We start from the raw sequence: 18,778 nt of genomic DNA on the forward strand, positions 1-18,778 counted from the left end.
TGTCGGACCGTGTGCAGGACCCGCCCGTCCGCGGCCACGAACGCCACCTGGAGCTCGTCGTTGACGGCGGCCGCGGACACGTCCGCCACGGTCACTCCGGACACCACCGGGGACAGCGAGTTGAACACCCACTCACCGCTGAAGAAGCGAGCACCGTGGTACTGCTTCGCACCGTTCTCGGTCGTCAGAACCACCTGGAGGTCATTGCCCGTACCGGCGATCGCGACGTCCGCGATGGCGGCCGGAGCACCCTCCGCGGACACGTCACCCCAACCCAGCCACGTTCCGTTCGCCAACCGCGCCGTGTGGTGCAGGACCCCGTCGGCCACCGCCACGAGCTGCACGTCCGAGCCCGTACGGGCCATCGCCACCTTCGTCACCGGCTTGTCACCCGCCGGGTTCCCCACCGCCGCCAGCGGAGTCCAGTTGCCGTCCGCCCGGCGCACCGTGTGGTACACCTTCCCGTCCGCCACCACCGCCACCTGCAGCTCCGCACCCACCGAAGCCGCCGCCACCTGCGTCACGTTCGCCAACTGACCGGCTGCCGCGTGGACATCGCCGAACCCGGCCCACTGGCCGTTCGCGAAGCGGACGGTGTGGTGGAGCTTGCCCTCGTTGCTGACGGCGAGGACGTGCGTGTCGCCGTTGATGCCGGCCTCGGCCGTGGTCCGGACGCCCGAGGGGATCTCGCCCGCCTCGTTGTCGACGTTCCCGAAGCTCGACCAGGTTCCGTTCGGGTTGCGGACGCCGTGGTGGAGCGACCCGCCCGCCTCCACGGCGACCTGGGCCCGCCACTGTCCGGACGGCGCGGGCGGCGTCACCACCGGCGGCGGGGTTCCGGGTACGCCCACCGGTGAGACGAAGGCGAGGGCCTTGCCCGCGCCCGGGTTGTTGTAGGTCCGCCAGTTGAACCAGTTCTTGTACGAGACCTTGCCGCTCTCGTTGCCGCCGACGGTCTGGATCTGCGAGCCGTCGGAGGAGACTCCGACGACCAGGCTGACGTGGTTCGCCTCGCCGGAGACCGAACCGTCGTCGTCCCACAGGACCGCGTCGCCTATCCGCGGTCCGCTGGTGTGCAGGGTTCCGTTCTTCTGGCCGTAGCTGTGGAAGGACGCGGCGGCCGCGTTGAGGCCGCTGGTGTTCGCGCCGGCCTGCTTCCAGACCCAGCGGGAGAACTCGGCGCACCAGGCGGACGGGTACACGCATCCGTAGTACGGCGTGCAGTTGTTGCCGACCTGGTTGCGTGCGATGTCCGCGACGCTGGGGGCGTTGGCCGCCGCCGACTGGGCCGAGGCCATCCCCAGCATCGGGGCGAGCACGACGGCGGCGAGGAGGAGGGAGCGGCTACGGGCGGACTGCTTGGCCTTGAACATGAGGGAGAGGTCCTTTGTGGAAGAAGTCGGGTGAGGGGGAGGAGCGGCCCGTGCCGGGTCAGTTGTAGGTGCCGGTGATCGAGACGCCGGTACGGGTGCCCGTGACGCCCGTCAGGTCGACGGAGCCGACGCCGGTCCAGTTGCCACTGACCTGACGGACCGTGTGCAGGACCCGCCCGTCCGCGGCCACGAACGCCACCTGGAGCTCGTCGTTGACGGCGGCCGCCGCGACATCGGTGACCGTCACTCCGGACACCACCGGGGAGAGGGAGTTGAACACCCAGTCGCCGCTGAAGAAGCGGGCTCCGTGGTACTGCTTCGCACCGTTCTCGACCGTCAGAACCACCTGGAGGTCATTGCCCGTACCGGCGATCGCCACGTCCGCGATGGCGGCCGGAGCACCCTCCGCGGACACGTCACCCCAACCCAGCCACGTACCGTTCGCCAACCGCGCCGTGTGGTGCAGGACCCCGTCGGCCACCGCCACGAGCTGCACGTCCGAGCCCGTACGGGCCATCGCCACCTTCGTCACCGGCTTGTCACCCGCCGGGTTACCCACCGCCGCCAGCGGAGTCCAGTTGCCGTCCGCCCGGCGCACCGTGTGGTACACCCTCCCGTCCGCCACCACCGCCACCTGCAGCTCCGCACCCACCGAAGCCGCCGCCACCTGCGTCACGTTCGCCAACTGACCGGCCGCGGCGTTCACGTCACCGAAGCCTCCCCACGAACCGTCGGCGAAGCGGACGGTGTGGTAGAGCTTGCCCTCGTTGCTGACGGCGACCAGGTGGGTGTCCCCGTCGATGCCGGCCTCGGCGGTGGTCCGCACGCCCGAGGGGACGTCGCCGCCCTCGTTCTGGACGTTCCCGAATTTCGACCAGGTCCCGTTCGGGTTGCGGACGCCGTGGAACAGCCCCCCGCCCGCCTCCACCGCGAACTGGGCCCGCCACTGGCGGGTCGGCGCGGGTGGCGTCTCCACTTCGCCGCAGTTCTTGCTGCTGAGCGTCGAACCCATGCTGAACGGGACGCCGTTGAAGACGGATTGCTTGACCGTCCCCTGGTACTGCTGCTCGTAGTGCAGGTGGGCCCCGGTGGAGTTGCCGGTGTTGCCGACGATGCCGATCTTCTGGCCTCGGGTGACGCGCTGTCCGACGGTGACGTCGTGGTCGTTCAGGTGGGCGTACAGCGTCTTGGAGCCGCCGCCGTGGTCGATGACCACGTACTTGCCGTAGCTGGTGGTGAGGGACTTCACGACGCTGACGGTGCCGTCGGCGCTGGCGAGGACCGGCTGGTTCTCCGTCGAGGAGCCCCGCGTCCAGTCGATGGAGAGGGTGGAGGGGCTGTGGCCGCCGTACGTCTTGCCCAGCCAGGACTGCTGGCAGCTGAAGGGCATCTGGTAGGCGGGGCCCGCCGCGTGCGAGGGCGTGGCCGCGAAGGCGACCAGACCGGAGGCGGCCAGGGCCAGGCCGGTGGCGGAAGTCAGGACGCGGCGGGAGAAGGCGAGAGACATGAGGATTCCTCGAAAGTTCGGGGTGGGGGGCGCGGCGCGGGTCGGCGCGGGTCAGTTGAAGGTGCCGGTGAGGGCGACGCCGTCGCGGGCGGCGGGAACACCGGTCAGGTCGACGGAGCCGACGCCGGTCCAGTTGCCGCTGACCTGTCGGACCGTGTGCAGGACCCGCCCGTCCGCGGCCACGAACGCCACCTGGAGCTCGTCGTTGACGGCGGCCGCGGACACGTCCGCCACGGTCACACCGGACACCACCGGGGACAGCGAGTTGAACACCCACTCACCGCTGAAGAAGCGAGCACCGTGGTACTGCTTCGCACCGTTCTCGGCCGTCAGAACCACCTGGAGGTCATTGCCCGTACCGGCGATCGCGACGTCCGCGATGGCGGCCGGAGCACCCTCCGCGGACACGTCACCCCAACCCAGCCACGTACCGTTCGCCAACCGCGCCGTGTGGTGCAGGACCCCGTCGGCCACCGCCACGAGCTGCACGTCCGAGCCCGTACGGGCCATCGCCACCTTCGTCACCGGCTTGTCACCCGCCGGGTTACCCACCGCCGCCAGCGGAGTCCAGTTGCCGTCCGCCCGGCGCACCGTGTGGTACACCTTCCCGTCCGCCACCACCGCCACCTGCAGCTCCGCACCCACCGAAGCCGCCGCCACCTGCGTCACGTTCGCCAACTGACCGGCCGCCGCGTGGACATCGCCGAACCCGGCCCACTGGCCGTTCGCGAAGCGGACGGTGTGGTGGAGCTTGCCCTCGTTGCTGACGGCGAGGACGTGCGTGTCACCGTTGATGCCGGCTTCCGCGACGGCGCGGACGCCGCCGGGTACCGCGGCCGCCTCGCCCTCGACGTTGCCGAAGCGGGTCCAGGTGCCGTCGGCGAAGCGCGTCGCGTGGTGCAGGCCGTTGCCGGAGTCGACCAGCACCTGCGCCTTCCAGGACTGCGCGGGGGCCGGCGGGGTGGGGGCGTCGGGGTACGGGTTCGCGTGGTCGGTGCCGAGTCCCCTGCTGCGGCCGCAGCTCGGCCAGGCGCCCGGCCCCTGAACGGCCAGGACCTTCTCGGCTATCAGGATCTGCTGCTTCTTGGTGGCCTGGTGTGCGTACGCGGCGTACGCCGTGCCGCCGAAGGCCCGCCAGGTCGACGCGGAGAACTGGAGGCCGCCGTAGTACCCGTTGCCGTTGTTGATGCTCCAGTTGCCCGAGCTCTCACACTGGGCGACCTTGTCCCAGGTCGCCACGCTGGCCGCCGAGGCCGAGGTGGTGCCCAGCGGGAGTGCGACGGACGCGCCGATGGCGACGGTGGCGGTGAGCGAGGCGAGCGCGGTGGTTCGACGGCGAGCAGGCATGGCGGATCCCCCGGGATGATGACGTGGATGTGCTGCGGACGCGCAGTGGAGCGGTGCCCGGGGGTACGCGTTTTCGGCCGCACCACCCGGTGTTCCCCCGGCCCCTGCGGGCCGTTGACACGATCATGTCCGCTGGTCGGAGGCCGATCCAGGGGTTCCGGCCGGCCGAAAGCGGCCCCGGCCTGAAGCGTCCGCCGGGGCTGGAACCAGCCATCGGGGAGGCGTCACCGACGTCGGCTCCCGGACATGCCGAAGCTCCGCTCGCGGGCGACGGGCGAGCGGAGCGGGGCGAGCGGAGCCGGCCGTGCGGAGCCGGCAGGCGGGCCCTGCGGAGGGATGCCCCGGCGGCAACCCCGCGCGCGTCAGCGCAGGGTGGTGGCCCCGTCCTGACGGTACGTCGCCACCAGCGCGAGGCACAGCGCGGCGATGGCGACCCGGCCCGAGGCCTGGAGCAGCGGGCCGCGCAGCAGGATGAAGGAGTACCCGGCGACGAGCGGGACGACGACGGAGATCAGGCTGCCCGGGGGTGAGCGGCGGGTGGCGCGCTTGGCGTAGCGGCGGTCCACGCGGGCGGCTGCGTACCCCATGCCGAGCAGTCCGGCGCCCATGCCGAGCGGGCCGAAGTCGATCCACAGCTCCGCCCAGATCGGGGAGGAGAGGTTGGTGTTGACGGTGCCCATCCAGGTACCGACCATCACGCCCGTGTCGCGCGGCTTGCCCGGCCACATCGAGCGCGGCACGGCGAAGAAGATCGATCCGGCGAGCTGGCGGCCGTAGAAGTGGCCGGGCCCGGAGTTGGAGTAGGTGATGGTGTTGGCGAACATGCCGATCTGGTCGTAGTCCTTGAGCGCCATCGGCTCCAGGAACGACGTCGTCTCGACCGGCTTGTAGTTCTTCTCGTCGTAGCGGAAGCGGTCCGCGAACGGGAACACCAGGAGGGCGATCACCACGGCCATCGACAGGGCCACCCGGTACATCGCGGCGCTCACCGGGAAGACGGTGAACAGCAACGCGAACATGACGGTGAGGAACCAGTACCGCGGGTTGGAGATCGGGTTGTTGACGATCAGGTTCAGCCCGGCGAGCGCGGCCCAGGTCACGATGACCGACACCTTGCGGCGGGCGAACTTCGAGGTGATGAGCCAGCGCGTGTACAGCAGCAGCGCGAGCAGCGCCGGCACGGTGCCGAAGCCGCGCAGCAGGGCCTGGCCGGCCTGGCCGTCGCCGTTGGATACGCCCGCCTCCTCGATGCCGGCGATGATCTCCTGCCGGCTGGAGAAGAACACGGTCGGGCCGCCCAGCTTCACGATGAAGGCGGCGCTGCACAGGAAGGCGAGGACGGTCAGCAGCTGGAGCCGGCGGCGGTGCGCCATGACCGGCCGCGGTTCCTTCTGGGAGCCGCCCGCGCGGCCGGTGGGCCGGTGGCGGGCCAGCAGCACGCCGACGTCGAAGGCGGTGCAGCCGAGCAGGACGAGGCCGACGGCGACGGTGAGGTCCGAGCGCGGTCCGACGACCGGGGTCGGTACCTGGCCGAGTACGGCCTGGGCGAGGGGGGCCACGCCCATGGCCATGTAGACGAAGAGCCAGAAGGAGCCCTGGAGGAGCTTGCGACGACTGGTGAGGACCATCGCCGAGAGTCGGGCGCCGGCGTACATGGTGAGCAGCAGTTGGAGCCAGAAGGCCGCGTCGCGGGCGCCGGCGCCGGACTGGACGGCGACGAAGAACGGCAGGAAGACGGTGAAGCCGAGGGCGAGCGGGACGGACAGCGCGCGGGACAGCAGCGTGCGCGGGGTGGTGACCCTGCCCCACTTCGCCTCGTCCTCGACGGGGGGCCGTGCGGGTGTGACGGTGGGCTTGCGCATGTCCGTAGCCACTCTTGCCCCCACCCCTGTGCGTGATCCGCGCGCAGTCTAGTCTGAGCGGGCTGCGCCCGGGGAGGCGCGTCGGGGTGGACGATGAGGGGCGACTGTTGCGTGATCTTCCTGCCTTCACGCTGGCCGGGTACGACAAGGGGCGCGGGCTGCTGACGCAGGCGCTCTGGTTCGCCGTGATGAACACGGTGTTCATGGCTTGGTGCTGTCCGGCGCGGTGGCGCGTGGCCCTGCTGCGGGCCTTCGGGGCGAAGATCGGCGAGGGCGTTCTGATCCGGCACAAGGTGCGGGTGCTGTGGCCGTGGAAGCTGACCGTCGGGGACCACACCTGGATCGGTGAGGGCGCCTGGTTGCTGAACCTGGAGCCGGTGACCATCGGGGCGAACGTGTGCCTGTCGCAGGAGTCGATGCTGTGCACCGGCTCGCACGACCACCGGGCCGCCGACTTCCGCTACCGCAACGCCCCGATCACCGTCGAGGACGGCGCGTGGGTGGCCGTACGGGCGACCGTGCTGGCCGGGGTGACCGTGGGCCGCTGCGCGGTCGCGGGCGCGGGCGCCGTCGTGCACGAGGACCTGCCGGAACTGACCCTGCAGACCCAGGACGGCCGGCGCCGTCCGGTCGAGGAGCCGAAGTGAGAGTTCTGCACGCCGTCACCCTGCACTCCCCCTCGCACGCCTTCGGCGGGCCGGTCCGGGTCGCGCTGAACCTCGCCAAGGGGCTGCGGGCCCGGGGTCACGAGGCCCGGCTGCTCGCGCTCGGCGAGGGTTTCCCCGCGCCGTGGCCCACCGACGTGGAGGGCGTTCCGGCCAAACTGTTCCCGGCCCGACGGATCCTCCCCCTCGGCTTCAGCGGGATGACCTCGCCGGCCCTGCTGGCGTCGGCGGGCCGGCTGGTCCGGGAGGCCGACGTGGTGCACGTGCACCTGGCGCGGGACCTGGTCACCCTGCCGGTCGCGCTGGCCGCGCTGCGCGCCGGCAAGCCGCTGGTGCTCCAGACCCACGGCATGGTCGACCCGAGCGGCAAGGCGCTGGCGAAGGTGCTGGACGCGGTGGCGGTACGCCGCCTGCTGCGCGGCGCCGACGCGGTGCTGTACCTGACCCCGCACGAACGGGAGGGCCTGGACGCGGTGGTCGGATCGCCGCTGGAGCGGGCCGTACGGCTGGTCAACGGCACCCCGGCGCAGGCGGAGCGGCCCGCCCCGCAGGGCCCGCCGCGGATCCTGTACTCGGCACGGCTCCAGGCCCGCAAGCGGCCGGTGGACTTCGTGGACGCCGCCCCGGCGGTGCTGGCCGTCCACCCGGACGCGCGGTTCGTGGTGGCGGGCCCCGACGAGGGCGAACTCGCGGCCGTCCGCGCCCGGATCGAGGCGCTCGGCCTGGGCGAGCGGTTCACCGTGCCGGGGGCGCTGTCGAGCGCCGAGGTGCTCGCCGAGCTGCGCCGGGCGCACGTGTACGTCCTGCCGTCGGTGGACGAGCCGTTCCCGATGTCGGTGCTGGAGGCCCTCGCGGTGGGCGTGCCCCCGGTGGTGACCCACTCCAACGGTCTGGCCCGCGACGTCGCGGCGGCCGACGCGGGCCGCGCCGTGGACCCGGGGCCGGAGGGCGTGGCCCGCGCGGTCCTGGACCTCCTGGACCCGGAGACCAACCGCAAGGCCTCCCTCGCGTCCCGCGAACTCGCCGCCGCCTCCTTCTCGATGGACGCGGTCCTGAACACCCTCCTGCCGGTGTACGAGGGCGCACTCCACCCCTGAGCCCCGGGGCCCCCTCGGTACGGTGGGGGCCGCGCGGCTCGAAGGGGCCCCCGGGACGGCCGCATCGCGGCCGGTCGGGGGCGTGGGTCGGTGGGCGCCGTGGGGGCGCCGGGGGGCGGTCTAGAGGGGGTCCCGGTGGTGGTTGTCGACCACCGGGAAGGCCGCCATGGCGCGGCGGCGCTTGAGGACGCTCGCGTAGACGGCGAGGCCGACGCAGCCGGCCGCCATCATGATGAGGCCGACGAGGTCGAGGTTGACGCTCTCCAGCTCCCAGTCGCTCGCGAAGGTGAGGATGGCCCCCACCACGATCAGGGCGATGCAACCGCCGATGCCCCGCATAGGATTCGCCTCCGCTGTGTCGTGTGACCGCGCGGGTACCCCGAACGCGGGCACGAAAACGCCGTCGCTGCCCGGGTGTTGTGGCTGCGACGGCGTTTCGTGGTGGTGCGGGAGGCCAGGACCGTACGGACTGGTGCTGTGGCCGGAAAGGTTTGCCGGGTCGCGGTGTTCGGTGCGGTGCGTCGCAAGGCGGCGGGCCGCGGCTCGTACTGGACGTACTTCCGTGGTCCGACAAAGCGGCGAGGTGCCGTGCCGGGCGCCGCGACCGGTGGACCCTTCCGGTCACAGCACTAGGCGGGGATCCAGGCGTAGCAGCCCGTGGAGTTGAACGTGGCGGTGCCGCCGGGGATCGTGGCCGTGATCCTGTCGCCCGCCTTGGGCGGGGTCTCGGGGCCGGAGGCCAGGATCGAGCCGTCCTTGCCCTTCGCCTCCCAGGTGCAGGCGACGTTCTGGGTCAGCGCCCGGTAGGTGCCCGCCGCGGGCGCGTTGCGGGATCCGTCGCCGAAGCCCTTCTCCGCGGCGGCCAGGATCGGCTTCTGCTCCGGGCACAGGTGCGTGATCGCGTCCTTCGCCCCGGTGATCTCACCGGAGATGATGGCCCCGGTCGCCGCGTCCTTGTCCCGCTTCGCGGTGCGCTCCACGCGCTGGCAGGACTCCTCACCGGTCTGCAGGACGGCCGCCGGGTCCATCTTCGCGGGGACCCGGCCGCTGAGGTACTTCTTCTCGTTGTCCTTGAAGCTGCCCGTCTTCGGGGTGAGCTTCGGGTCCGGCACGACCGGGCCCGTCGGCTTGGCGTCGGGCGCCACCGACGCGGCCGGCGCGGATGGCGTCGGTGAGGCGTCGGCCGGGTCGGGGACCGGGGAGGCGGCCGGCGGCTTCGGCTTGACCGCCGCCTCGGCGTCGGCCTTGCCGTCGCCCGAGGAGCAGGCGGTCAGCGTCAGGGCGGCGGCCAGCAGAACAGCAGCCGCTGCGGAGCGTCGGTACATCAGGTGGCTCCCGTACTCACTGGGTACTCGGGGTGGAGAGGCGTACGGGGCCCGGTGGTGACCGGGCCCCGTACGCGCTCGGCGGTTACTTCGGGCCGAAGGTGAGGATCAGCTGCGGGGCGGCGTCCGCGGCCGTCGACTCCGAGGACCAGAGCCACATCGGGTCGGTGCCCGTGCTCGTCAGGCCCAGGCTGGAGCTGGTGCCGAGCACCGCGGAGACCGCGGCGGTGTCCAGTTCGACGCTCTGGATGGCCGAGCCGTCCGGCACGCCCGCGATGCTGCCGAGCGGGGTGGTGCCGAGGGTGGGCTTGGTGTTGAACGTCGTGCCCGCGCCGCTCCAGGTGCCGGTGACCGGGACCACGGACACGGTGTCGGCGGTGCCGGCACCCGCCTGCGAGCTGGTCTTGAACTGGAGCGAGGCGGCCTTCAGGACCTGCCCGGACGGTGCGGCCGGGAGGGTGAAGCGCAGGTACGTCTCGTACGCCGAGGTGCCGCGCACCGCGAGCGAGGTGGACGTGCCGTAGGCGGCGTTCGGGGCGCCCTGGTTGATGTAGGTGTCCTCGGCCGCGACGACCTTGGAGACCGTGTCGGTGGGCGCCTTGGCCAGGTCGTAGTGGCTCTTGACCTGTGCCTGGGTGAGCACCGTCGGGTAGACGGCCGTCTCGTCGATCTGTCCGGCGAAGTAGTTGCTCGTCGGGCGGGTCGGCCAGCTTCCGAGGTTGTCACCGCCGACGTGCCAGTAACCGGCGTACGGGGTGAAGTTCGTGGCGCTGTTCGTGCCCTTGTTCTGACCGTCGACGTACAGGGTCATGCCGCCGGGGCCCTGCGTACCGACGACGTGGTGCCACTTGTTGTCGTTGTACGAGTCGAACAGACCGGTGGAGATGGTGCGGGTCGACCCGTTGTAGACGCCGAAGATCAGACGTCCGGTGTTGGTCATGTAGAGGTGCTTGTCGTACGAGCCGCTGCTGCTGGTCGTGTCGTTGCCGAAGCCGATCAGCTTGCCACCGCGCGTGGTGTTCGTCTTGAACCACGTCTCGATGGTGTAGGTGGAGCCGACCGACTGGCGGTGGTCGCTGTACACCTGCTGGCTGGTGCCGTTGAAGCCCATCGCCGTGCTGGAGCCGGAGACGGCGCCGGGGCTCTGGCGCAGCGTCGGGGCGTTCACCTGGATGCCGCTGGTGTTGCCACCGTTGGAGGAGTCGGCGACGTACGGGCTGACGGTGTCGTCGTAGCGCCAGTACAGCTGGGCGCCGTCGCTGCGGACCTTGTCCGGGTACGCCTGGACCGAGGTCGGGATCGTCACGGAGACGTTCGCCGACAGGGCGCTGGTGTTGCCGGCGGCGTCGGTGGCGGTGACGCGGTAGGTGTAGGCCTGGCCGGCCTTGACCGTCGTGTCGTTCCAGGAGGCCTGCGGGCGCTCGAACTCCAGGGAGTCGGCGTTGACCGTGGCGATCGGGGTGCCCGAGCCGTTCCGGTAGATCCGGTAGGTCAGCTTGCTGTCGTCCTGGTCGTAGCTGGTGCGCCAGCGGACCTGGGCCTCACCGGGCTTGACGCTGGCGGCGCTGGCGACCGGGGTGGTCGGCGCGCCGACGTCGCCGGTGGAGGCGAAGCGGGTCAGGCCCTGCTGCGGCTCGCCGTTGATGAGCGTGAACTCACCGCCGACCCACATGTACTTGACGTCGCCCTTCTGCGCGACGGACATGACGCGCGGGCCGATGCCCTCGCCGATGCCGTCGTTGGCGTTGGGGTGCCAGCCGAGCTTGCGCGGGCCGCGGACGAAGCCGTCCACCGGCGCGGGGGCGACGCCTTCGTGGTTGGTCCGCTGGGCCAGCAGGAAGTTCCGCTTGCCGTCGGGGAACTCCAGCTCGGTGGAGCAGTCGTGTGCGTGCGAGGAGCTGTAGAGGACTCCGTCGTACGGCAGGACGTACTGGGTCGCGCCGAGGCAGCGGTCGCGCCACTTCTCGCTGAAGTCGAGGTTCAGACCGATGCGGCCGTCGAAGACGCCACCGCCGGAACCCTCGTTGCCCGTGTAGTAGCCCGTCTCGTCGGCCGAGATGTCCTTGACGACCGAGTTGGACGGGATGTTGCCGTACGTCTTGGTGACCGCGCCCGTGGTGGCGTTGACGACGGCCAGCGCGTGCGAGTTCGCGTTGTTGACCGAGAAGAAGTCGCCGCCGAGCAGGACGTTCTTGCCGTCGTTGCTGATCTCGATGGCGCGGCCCGGCTCGTCGGCGTTGGCGACGAAGGGCTTCAGCACACCGGAGGAGGCGTCGACCGCGGCGAACCGCTCGCGGGTCTGGCCCTCGACGGTGTTGAAGTCGCCGCCCGCGTACAGCGTGTCGTCCGTGACGGCGAGCGCGCGCACGGTGGCGGGGAAGCTCGGGTGGAACGATGCCTTGGGGGTGCAGGTCTCGATGTCGATCGCCGCGACGCTGGAGACCGGGGTGCCGTTGACGGCGCCGAAGTAGCCGCCCGCGTACAGGGTCTTCTTGTCCTTCGAGACGACCAGGGCCCGCACGGTGGCGGTGCCCTCGCCGACCGTGAAGGCCAGCTTGCAGGAGGTCGGGTTGCCCGTGGCGGCGTCCAGCGCCACGAAGTTCACAGCTTCCTGCTCGGTGCCGCTACCGGCTCCCACCGGCGGGCTGACCGCCGAGAAGGTGCCGCCGGCGAAAACGGTTCCGTTCGCCTGGTCCATCGCAAAGACGATGCCGTTCGGCTGCCAGGTGGGCAGTTCGTCGGCCGTGAATGCCACCGGCGGCGTGATGGCCGACGCCTCGGGCATCAGCACCAGGCCGATGCCGGCGCCGGCGCCGGCCAGTGACAGGACGAGGGCAGCAGTCAGCCCTCTGGATCTACGCATGAGCCCCCCAGGGCAAAAGCCCGGTTTGATGGCTGAAATTATCCGAACAGCCATATGTACTGGCGCAGACTAGGGCTCACGCGAGGGCCCGGTCACCTCACTTGACCCATTGCATACCAACTTGGAATCAACAAGGTTCACGAGGAGGGTGCACTTCGGACATACGGCAGGTTTGCCCCGGTCAGGCCGCGAAATGGCGCGGCAATGACCGGGACACGGCAAATCGTAGGGGCAATATAAGCCCTCAGCGGTCGATGCGGACCGTCGCGCCCGCCAGCTGGTCCTCGACCTGACGGATATCGGCGTCCACCATGATCCGGGCCAATTCGGGCACCAGGACCGACGGCTTCCAGCCGAGGATCTCCCGCGCCTTGGAGGCGTCGCCGATGAGGGCGTCGACCTCGCTGGGGCGCTCGTACTTGGAGTCGTAGCGCACGTGCTCGTTCCAGTCGAGGCCGGCGTGCGTGAAGGAGGACTCGACGAACTCGCGGACGGTGGCGGCGACTCCGGTGGCCACCACGTAGTCGGTCGGCTCGTCCTCCTGGAGCATCCGCCACATCGCGTCGACGTACTCGGGGGCGTAGCCCCAGTCGCGGACGGCGTCGAGGTTGCCCAGGTAGAGGTGGTCCTGGAGACCGGCCTTGATGCGGGCGACGGCGCGGGTGATCTTGCGGGTCACGAAGGTCTCGCCGCGGCGCGGGGACTCGTGGTTGAAGAGGATCCCGTTGACCGCGAACATGTCGTACGCCTCGCGGTAGTTCACCGTGGTCCAGTAAGCGAAGACCTTCGCGGCGCCGTACGGGCTGCGCGGGTGGAACGGGGTCCCCTCGTTCTGCGGCGGCGGGGTCGCGCCGAACATCTCCGAGGACGAGGCCTGGTAGATCCGGGTGTCCACGCCGCTGGCCCGGATGGCCTCCAGCAGGCGCAGCGCGCCGAGCCCGGTCACGTCACCGGTGTACAGGGGGGCGTCGAAGGAGACGCGGACGTGGGACTGCGCGCCGAGGTTGTAGACCTCGTCGGGGCGTATGTCGCGCAGCAGGTTCACCAGGGCGACGCCGTCGGACAGGTCGGCGTGGTGCAGGACGAAGGACCGGTTGGCGGTCTGCGGGTCCTGGTAGACGTGGTCGATCCGCTCCGTGTTGAAGCTGGACGAGCGCCGCACGAGCCCGTGCACCGTGTAGCCCTTGGAGAGCAGCAGCTCTGCGAGGTACGAGCCGTCCTGCCCGGTGACGCCGGTGATCAGCGCGGTCTTGCCCATGGGGTCCCCCTGGTGGTGGTTGCTGTTCGTCGTGGTGAGGCGGTGCCTCGGGATGTGCGCGGGTCGAGCCCCGGCAGGGGGCGCACCGAGCGTTCGGGCCGCGGCCCGGGGCCGGATGGGTACCGTACACGTCCGTTGCGGCGGGCTTTGCGGCGGATTCCGCCCCCGGCCGGTGCGGCGGTCGCCGCCCCCGTGGAGGGCGGCCGCGTACGGGCCCGCGCGTCCGCCGCCGCGCTGCCGGTTGCTGACCGCGGGCGGACGCGCGGCGGCGGACTGGCATCATCGGCGGTATGACAAGTTCGCTGCCGCTCCTGCCCCCGCACGCCCGCGTCTTCGTCGCCGGCCACCGCGGCCTCGTCGGTTCCGCGGTCGTGCGTCGGCTGACCGCCGACGGCCACGAGGTGCTCACCCGGGGCCGGGCCGACCTCGACCTGCGCGACGCCGCGGCGACCGAGGCCCACCTCAGGGACGTACGCCCGGACGCGGTCGTGCTGGCCGCCGCCAAGGTCGGCGGCATCATGGCCAACAGCACCTACCCGGTGCAGTTCCTGGAGGACAACCTCAAGATCCAGCTCAGCGTCATCGCCGGGTCGCACGCGGCCGGCGTCGGACGCCTGCTGTTCCTCGGGTCGTCCTGCATCTACCCGAAGCTGGCCCCGCAGCCGATCAGCGAGGACGCGCTGCTGACCGGTCCGCTGGAGCCCACGAACGAGGCGTACGCCCTGGCCAAGATCGCCGGCATCGTGCAGGTCCAGTCGTACCGCAAGCAGTACGGGGCCTCGTACATCTCGGCCATGCCGACGAACCTCTACGGTCCGGGCGACAACTTCGACCTGGAGACCTCGCACGTCCTGCCCGCGCTGATCCGCCGCTTCCACGAGGCCGCGGCCGAGGGGCGCGAGGAGGTCACGCTGTGGGGATCGGGCACCCCGCGCCGCGAGTTCCTCCACGTCGACGACCTCGCGGCGGCCTGCGCGGTGCTGTTGGAGCGCTACGACGGCGACGAGCCCGTCAACATCGGCTGCGGCGAGGACCTGACGATCAAGGCCCTCGCCGAGACGGTCGCCGAGGTGACCGGCTTCCGGGGCACGCTCGCCTGGGACACCTCGAAGCCCGACGGAACGCCGCGCAAGCTGCTGGACGTCGGCCGCCTCACCTCGCTGGGCTGGAAGCCCGGCATCCCGCTGCGGGACGGCATCGCCGCCACCTACCGCTGGTGGCTCGACCAGAGCTGACTCCACCGCGGCCCTCAGTACGCTCCGCGACCGTCGACGACGGCGCGGAGGGTACGGCCCATCACGTCGACATCGCTGGTGAAGGACCAGTTGTCGACGTACTGGAGATCCAGCTGAATTGTTTCGTCCCAGGACAGGTCGGAGCGTCCGCTGATCTGCCACAGCCCGGTCATCCCGGGCCTCACCGAGAGCCTGCGCAGCTCGACCTCGTCGTACTCCGCCACCTCCTCGGGCAGCGGCGGGCGCGGGCCCACCAGTGACATGCTGCCGGTCAGCACGTTCAGCAGCTGGGGCAGTTCGTCCATGGAGGTGCGGCGCAGCACCCGACCCACCCGGGTCACCCGGGGGTCGCGGCGCATCTTGAACATCAGGCCGTCGTTCTCGTTGGCCCCGGAGAGCTTCGCCTTCAGCTGGTCGGCGTCCACCACCATCGTGCGGAACTTCCACATGACGAAGGGCTCGCCGTCGCGGCCGATGCGGTGCTGGCTGTAGAAGGCGGGGCCGCGCGAGCCCAGCCGGATCGCCAGCACGACGCCGAGGAACATCGGCGACAGCAGGATCAGGCCGACCCCGGCGCCGATGCGGTCCAGCGCCGACTTGAGCAGGGGTTGCACGCCGCGGCGCACGGGCGGCGCGATGCGCAGCACGGCGAGTCCGCCGGCGGACAGGGTTTCCAGCCGCTTGACGGATATCTCGACCAGTCCCGGGAACACCGCGAGTTCGAGGCCCTCGTCGTGCAGGGCCCACGCCACGCGGCGCAGCCGCTCCCCCCCGATCCGCACGCCGGGCGCGACGAGCACGAGGTCGGCCTGGTGGCTGCGGACGGCGCCGAGGACGGCGACGGAGTCGGCGTTCGACGCCTCGGGCATCCCGTCGTCGAGCCGTGCGGCGATGGGCGTTCCGCTGGTCAGGGCCCCGGCGCCGACGGGAACCACGCCGACGACGACGTACGGGTGGTCGGTGCGCGCGGCGAGGTGGGCGATGACGTGCTCGGCCGCCTCGGGCTCGCCGACGACCAGGACCCGGCTGACGGCGTGCGCCTCGCGGCGGGCTGCCGAGAGGTGGCGGTAGGTGAGCTTGTGGCAGGCGACGGTGATGAGCAGCGCCGGCAGCAGCGCCCCGAGGGCCGCCAGTCGGGGGGTGCTCTCGCCCGTCACCACGCGTGCGACGGCCAGGACCCCGATGAGAATCAGCCAGTCATGGAGGACGGGCAGGACGCCGCGGGATTCTCCGAGCACGCGCGAGGTGTAACGGCGCCTCAGCGCCTGCACGCCGGTCCAAGCCAGGGCCGCGCCGACGGCGCAATAGACGGGCCGGGCCTGCTGCGCGGCCTCGAACACGAGGCCGACGGGCACGGCGGCGCCGACGAAGTCGGCCGTGACGGCTGCGGGCAGGTACCAGCGGGCCTTGTCACCGAGCCGCCGCGCCGGGGCTTTCGCCGGCCCCTCCGACTCGGAGACTGCTCTGGCCACCCTTTGCGCAGGAAAATGGACATGCCTCATGGGCCCCCCTGGCACGTGGTCTATGACGATGGCGCGTGCCCGCGGCTTCCCCTGGCAACGAGCGACTGTCGCACCGGCAAACAGTACGACAAACACCCGTACGGTAAATGCCGTTTGCGTTAACGCGAGCGCTCGTTGCCCAAGTGTTAGAAACCGGTATCAACCACTCCGCATATGGGACACCCCTTTCGCACGCGAAGGTGAATGGTTCGGATACCGGATACGTATCTTCGGACAACGGACCGTTTCCAGCCAACCTTTTGACGCGGCCCTGACATCACGGCCCGCAGATGGCACTCTTCGACCGTTCATCGCACCAGCCCTGATCTGCCCGGAGGCCCTACCCAGCCGTCCGGAACCCCCCTTGCAGAAGGAGTCTGCGTTGAGTCCCACCCCCCAGAGGCGTGCCACCGCGGCCGGAGCGCTCGTCGCCGCGGCAGCACTGCTCGCCGTAGGCATACAGGCCGGCAGTGCCACCGCCGACGCCACCGCGTCGCAGGCCAGTGCGGCAGCCCAGCCCAACCCGGGCGCGGCCAACCTCAAACTCAGCGCTTCGGAGCGTGCGACGCTCCTTGCCGAGGCCAACTCCACCACCGTGCAGGCGGCCAAGGCCCTGGGCCTCGGCTCCGGCGAGAAGCTGGTCGTCCGCGACGTCGTCAAGGACGCGGACGGCACCACGCACACCTCGTACGAGCGGACCTACGACGGTCTGCCCGTGCTCGGTGGTGACCTCACCGTCCATGCCAAGGGCGGTGTCACCAAGGGCGTCACCAAGGCGACCAACCACGAGATCAAGGTCGCGGACACCACCGCCTCGGTCACGCCGGCCGCCGCCGAGAGCCAGGCCGTCTCCGCCGCCAACGCCGAGGGCTCGAAGGAGGCCAAGGCCTCCAAGAACGCCCGCAAGGTGATCTGGGCGGCCGAGGGCGCCCCGGTCCTCGCGTTCGAGACCGTCGTCGGCGGCCTCCAGCACGACGGCACCCCGAACGAACTGCACGTGGTGACCAACGCCAGGACCGGCGCCAAGATCACCGAGTGGCAGGCCGTCGAGACCGGCACCGGCAACACCATGTACAGCGGTCAGGTGACGCTCGGGTCCTCGCAGTCGGGCAGCAACTGGACGCTGACCGACGCCGCCCGCGGCAACCACAAGACGTACAACCTCAACCGCGGCTCGTCGGGCACCGGCACCCTCTTCTCGGGTCCGGACGACGTCTGGGGCAACGGCGCCGCCTCCAACCTGGAGACCGCGGCCGCCGACGCGCACTACGGCGCCCAGGTGACGTGGGACTACTACAAGAACGTCCACGGCCGCAACGGCCTGCGCAACGACGGCATCTCGCCGTACAGCCGGGTCCACTACGGCAACAACTACGTGAACGCGTTCTGGGACGACTCCTGCTTCTGCATGACGTACGGCGACGGTGACGGCAACGCCAAGCCGCTCACCTCCACCGACGTCGCGGCGCACGAGATGACGCACGGCCTCACCTCGGTCACCGGCAACATGACCTACAGCGGTGAGCCCGGCGGCCTGAACGAGGCGACCTCCGACATCTTCGCGGCGGCCGTCGAGTTCTACGCCAACAACCCGCAGGACGTCGGCGACTACCTGGTCGGCGAGAAGATCGACATCCGCGGCAACGGCACCCCGCTGCGTTACATGGACAAGCCGAGCAAGGACGGCTCGTCCAAGGACTCCTGGTACTCGGGTCTGGGCGGCATCGACGTCCACTACTCCTCGGGTCCGGCCAACCACTGGTACTACCTGGCCTCCGAGGGTTCGGGCGCCAAGGTCGTCAACGGCGTCAGCTACGACTCCCCGACCGCCGACGGCCTGCCCGTCACCGCGATCGGCCGTGACGCCGCCTCGAAGATCTGGTTCCGCGCGCTGACGGTCGGCTACTTCAAGTCGAACACGAACTACGCCGCCGCCCGCACCGCCACCCTCCAGGCCGCCGCCGACCTGTACGGCCAGGGCTCGACCACGTACAACAACGTGGCCAACGCCTGGGCCGGCATCGCCGTCGGTGCCCGCATCGCCAACGGCGTGACGGTCACCAACCCCGGCAACCAGAACACCGTCACGGGCAGCGCGGTGAGCCTGCAGATCCAGGCGAACAGCACGAACCCGGGTGCGCTGAGCTACGCGGCGTCCGGCCTGCCGGCCGGTCTGTCGATCAACTCCTCCACCGGCCTGATCTCGGGCACGGCCTCCACGGCGGGCACGTCCAACGTGACCGTCACGGTGACCGACTCGCAGGCCAAGACCGGTACGGCGGCCTTCACCTGGACCGTCGGCACCACGCAGCCGAGCGTGTTCGAGAACACGACCGACTACGCGATCGCGGACAACTCCACGGTCGAGTCGCCGATCACGGTGAACCGTACGGGGAACGCCTCCAGCGCCCTCAAGGTGGACGTCAACATCCTCCACACCTACGTCGGTGACCTGAAGGTCGACCTGGTCGCCCCCGACGGTTCCGTCTACAACCTGCGCAACCGCACCGGCGGCAGCGCGGACAACATCGTCCAGCAGTTCACCGTGAACGCCTCCTCCGAGGTGGCCCAGGGTGTCTGGAAGCTCCGTGTCGCGGACCTCGCGTCCGCCGACGTCGGCAAGATCGACAGCTGGAAACTCACCTTCTGACCCACCGGGTCCTGAGGTGAACCACGGCTGAACCGCAAGATCACGGGGCCGCCCGGGAGCAGACCTCCCCGGGCGGCCCTGTTCCACGTCCGGG

At 70.8% G+C, this 18,778-nt stretch carries 13 protein-coding genes; 4 read left to right on the plus strand and 9 right to left on the minus strand.

Annotated elements, in window-relative coordinates:
• The 4 genes from AB0D46_RS10405 to AB0D46_RS10420 form a co-directional block, all read right to left on the minus strand.
• Nucleotides 1–1,373: CHAP domain-containing protein (locus AB0D46_RS10405; RefSeq protein WP_362876884.1), on the minus strand; the 1,373-nt coding region annotated here is incomplete at its 3' end.
• A gap of 58 nt (nucleotides 1,374–1,431) precedes the next feature.
• On the minus strand, nucleotides 1,432–2,880 hold the full coding sequence (locus tag AB0D46_RS10410) for a peptidoglycan DD-metalloendopeptidase family protein (RefSeq protein WP_362876885.1): 1,449 nt from the start codon (nucleotides 2,878–2,880) through the stop codon (nucleotides 1,432–1,434).
• Nucleotides 2,881–2,931: 51 nt separating this feature from the next.
• The gene (locus AB0D46_RS10415) at nucleotides 2,932–4,227 is read right to left on the minus strand and encodes a transglycosylase family protein (RefSeq protein WP_362876886.1); all 1,296 of its coding nucleotides are present in this window, start codon (nucleotides 4,225–4,227) and stop codon (nucleotides 2,932–2,934) included.
• A 362-nt stretch (nucleotides 4,228–4,589) separates the two neighbouring features.
• Entirely contained in the window at nucleotides 4,590–6,089 is a 1,500-nt protein-coding gene (locus AB0D46_RS10420; RefSeq protein WP_362876887.1) for a hypothetical protein, read from the minus strand.
• A gap of 107 nt (nucleotides 6,090–6,196) precedes the next feature.
• On the opposite strand from AB0D46_RS10420, the gene AB0D46_RS10425 reads away from it, so the two are divergent.
• Together AB0D46_RS10425 and AB0D46_RS10430 are read left to right on the plus strand one after the other, a co-directional pair.
• Nucleotides 6,197–6,736 carry a WcaF family extracellular polysaccharide biosynthesis acetyltransferase gene (locus AB0D46_RS10425; RefSeq protein ID WP_362876888.1) on the plus strand — a complete coding sequence of 180 codons (540 nt, stop codon included), beginning with the start codon at nucleotides 6,197–6,199 and terminating at the stop codon, nucleotides 6,734–6,736.
• Nucleotides 6,733–7,851 carry a glycosyltransferase gene (locus tag AB0D46_RS10430; RefSeq protein ID WP_362876889.1) on the plus strand — a complete coding sequence of 373 codons (1,119 nt, stop codon included), beginning with the start codon at nucleotides 6,733–6,735 and terminating at the stop codon, nucleotides 7,849–7,851. Before AB0D46_RS10425 ends, AB0D46_RS10430 begins: the two co-directional genes overlap by 4 nt.
• Nucleotides 7,852–7,971: 120 nt before the next feature.
• Here the strand turns inward: AB0D46_RS10430 and AB0D46_RS10435 are convergent, their stop codons facing one another.
• From AB0D46_RS10435 to gmd, 4 genes are all read right to left on the minus strand, one after another.
• Entirely contained in the window at nucleotides 7,972–8,190 is a 219-nt protein-coding gene (locus tag AB0D46_RS10435) for a DUF6458 family protein (RefSeq protein WP_362876890.1), read from the minus strand.
• 290 nt (nucleotides 8,191–8,480) lie between these two features.
• Complete coding sequence (locus AB0D46_RS10440) at nucleotides 8,481–9,176, minus strand: hypothetical protein (protein WP_362876891.1); 696 nt, start codon at nucleotides 9,174–9,176, stop codon at nucleotides 8,481–8,483.
• 85 nt (nucleotides 9,177–9,261) lie between these two features.
• Nucleotides 9,262–12,039 carry a LamG-like jellyroll fold domain-containing protein gene (locus tag AB0D46_RS10445; RefSeq protein WP_362876892.1) on the minus strand — a complete coding sequence of 926 codons (2,778 nt, stop codon included), beginning with the start codon at nucleotides 12,037–12,039 and terminating at the stop codon, nucleotides 9,262–9,264.
• Nucleotides 12,040–12,283: 244 nt separating this feature from the next.
• Entirely contained in the window at nucleotides 12,284–13,297 is a 1,014-nt protein-coding gene (gene gmd / locus AB0D46_RS10450; protein WP_362876893.1) for a GDP-mannose 4,6-dehydratase, read from the minus strand.
• A gap of 290 nt (nucleotides 13,298–13,587) precedes the next feature.
• On the opposite strand from gmd, the gene AB0D46_RS10455 reads away from it, so the two are divergent.
• On the plus strand, nucleotides 13,588–14,532 hold the full coding sequence (locus AB0D46_RS10455) for a GDP-L-fucose synthase (RefSeq protein WP_362876894.1): 945 nt from the start codon (nucleotides 13,588–13,590) through the stop codon (nucleotides 14,530–14,532).
• A gap of 14 nt (nucleotides 14,533–14,546) precedes the next feature.
• Here AB0D46_RS10455 and AB0D46_RS10460 read toward each other — a convergent pair whose 3' ends face one another.
• Nucleotides 14,547–16,034, minus strand: a complete 1,488-nt coding sequence (locus tag AB0D46_RS10460; protein ID WP_362876895.1) for a sugar transferase — start codon at nucleotides 16,032–16,034, stop codon at nucleotides 14,547–14,549.
• A 382-nt stretch (nucleotides 16,035–16,416) separates the two neighbouring features.
• Here AB0D46_RS10460 and AB0D46_RS10465 point away from each other — a divergent pair, with 382 nt between their 5' ends.
• The gene (locus tag AB0D46_RS10465; protein WP_362876896.1) at nucleotides 16,417–18,684 is read left to right on the plus strand and encodes a M4 family metallopeptidase; all 2,268 of its coding nucleotides are present in this window, start codon (nucleotides 16,417–16,419) and stop codon (nucleotides 18,682–18,684) included.
• The last annotated feature ends 94 nt before the right edge of the window (nucleotides 18,685–18,778 follow it).

Source organism: Streptomyces sp. NPDC048383 (genome assembly GCF_040651775.1).
Lineage (GTDB): Bacteria > Actinomycetota > Actinomycetes > Streptomycetales > Streptomycetaceae > Streptomyces.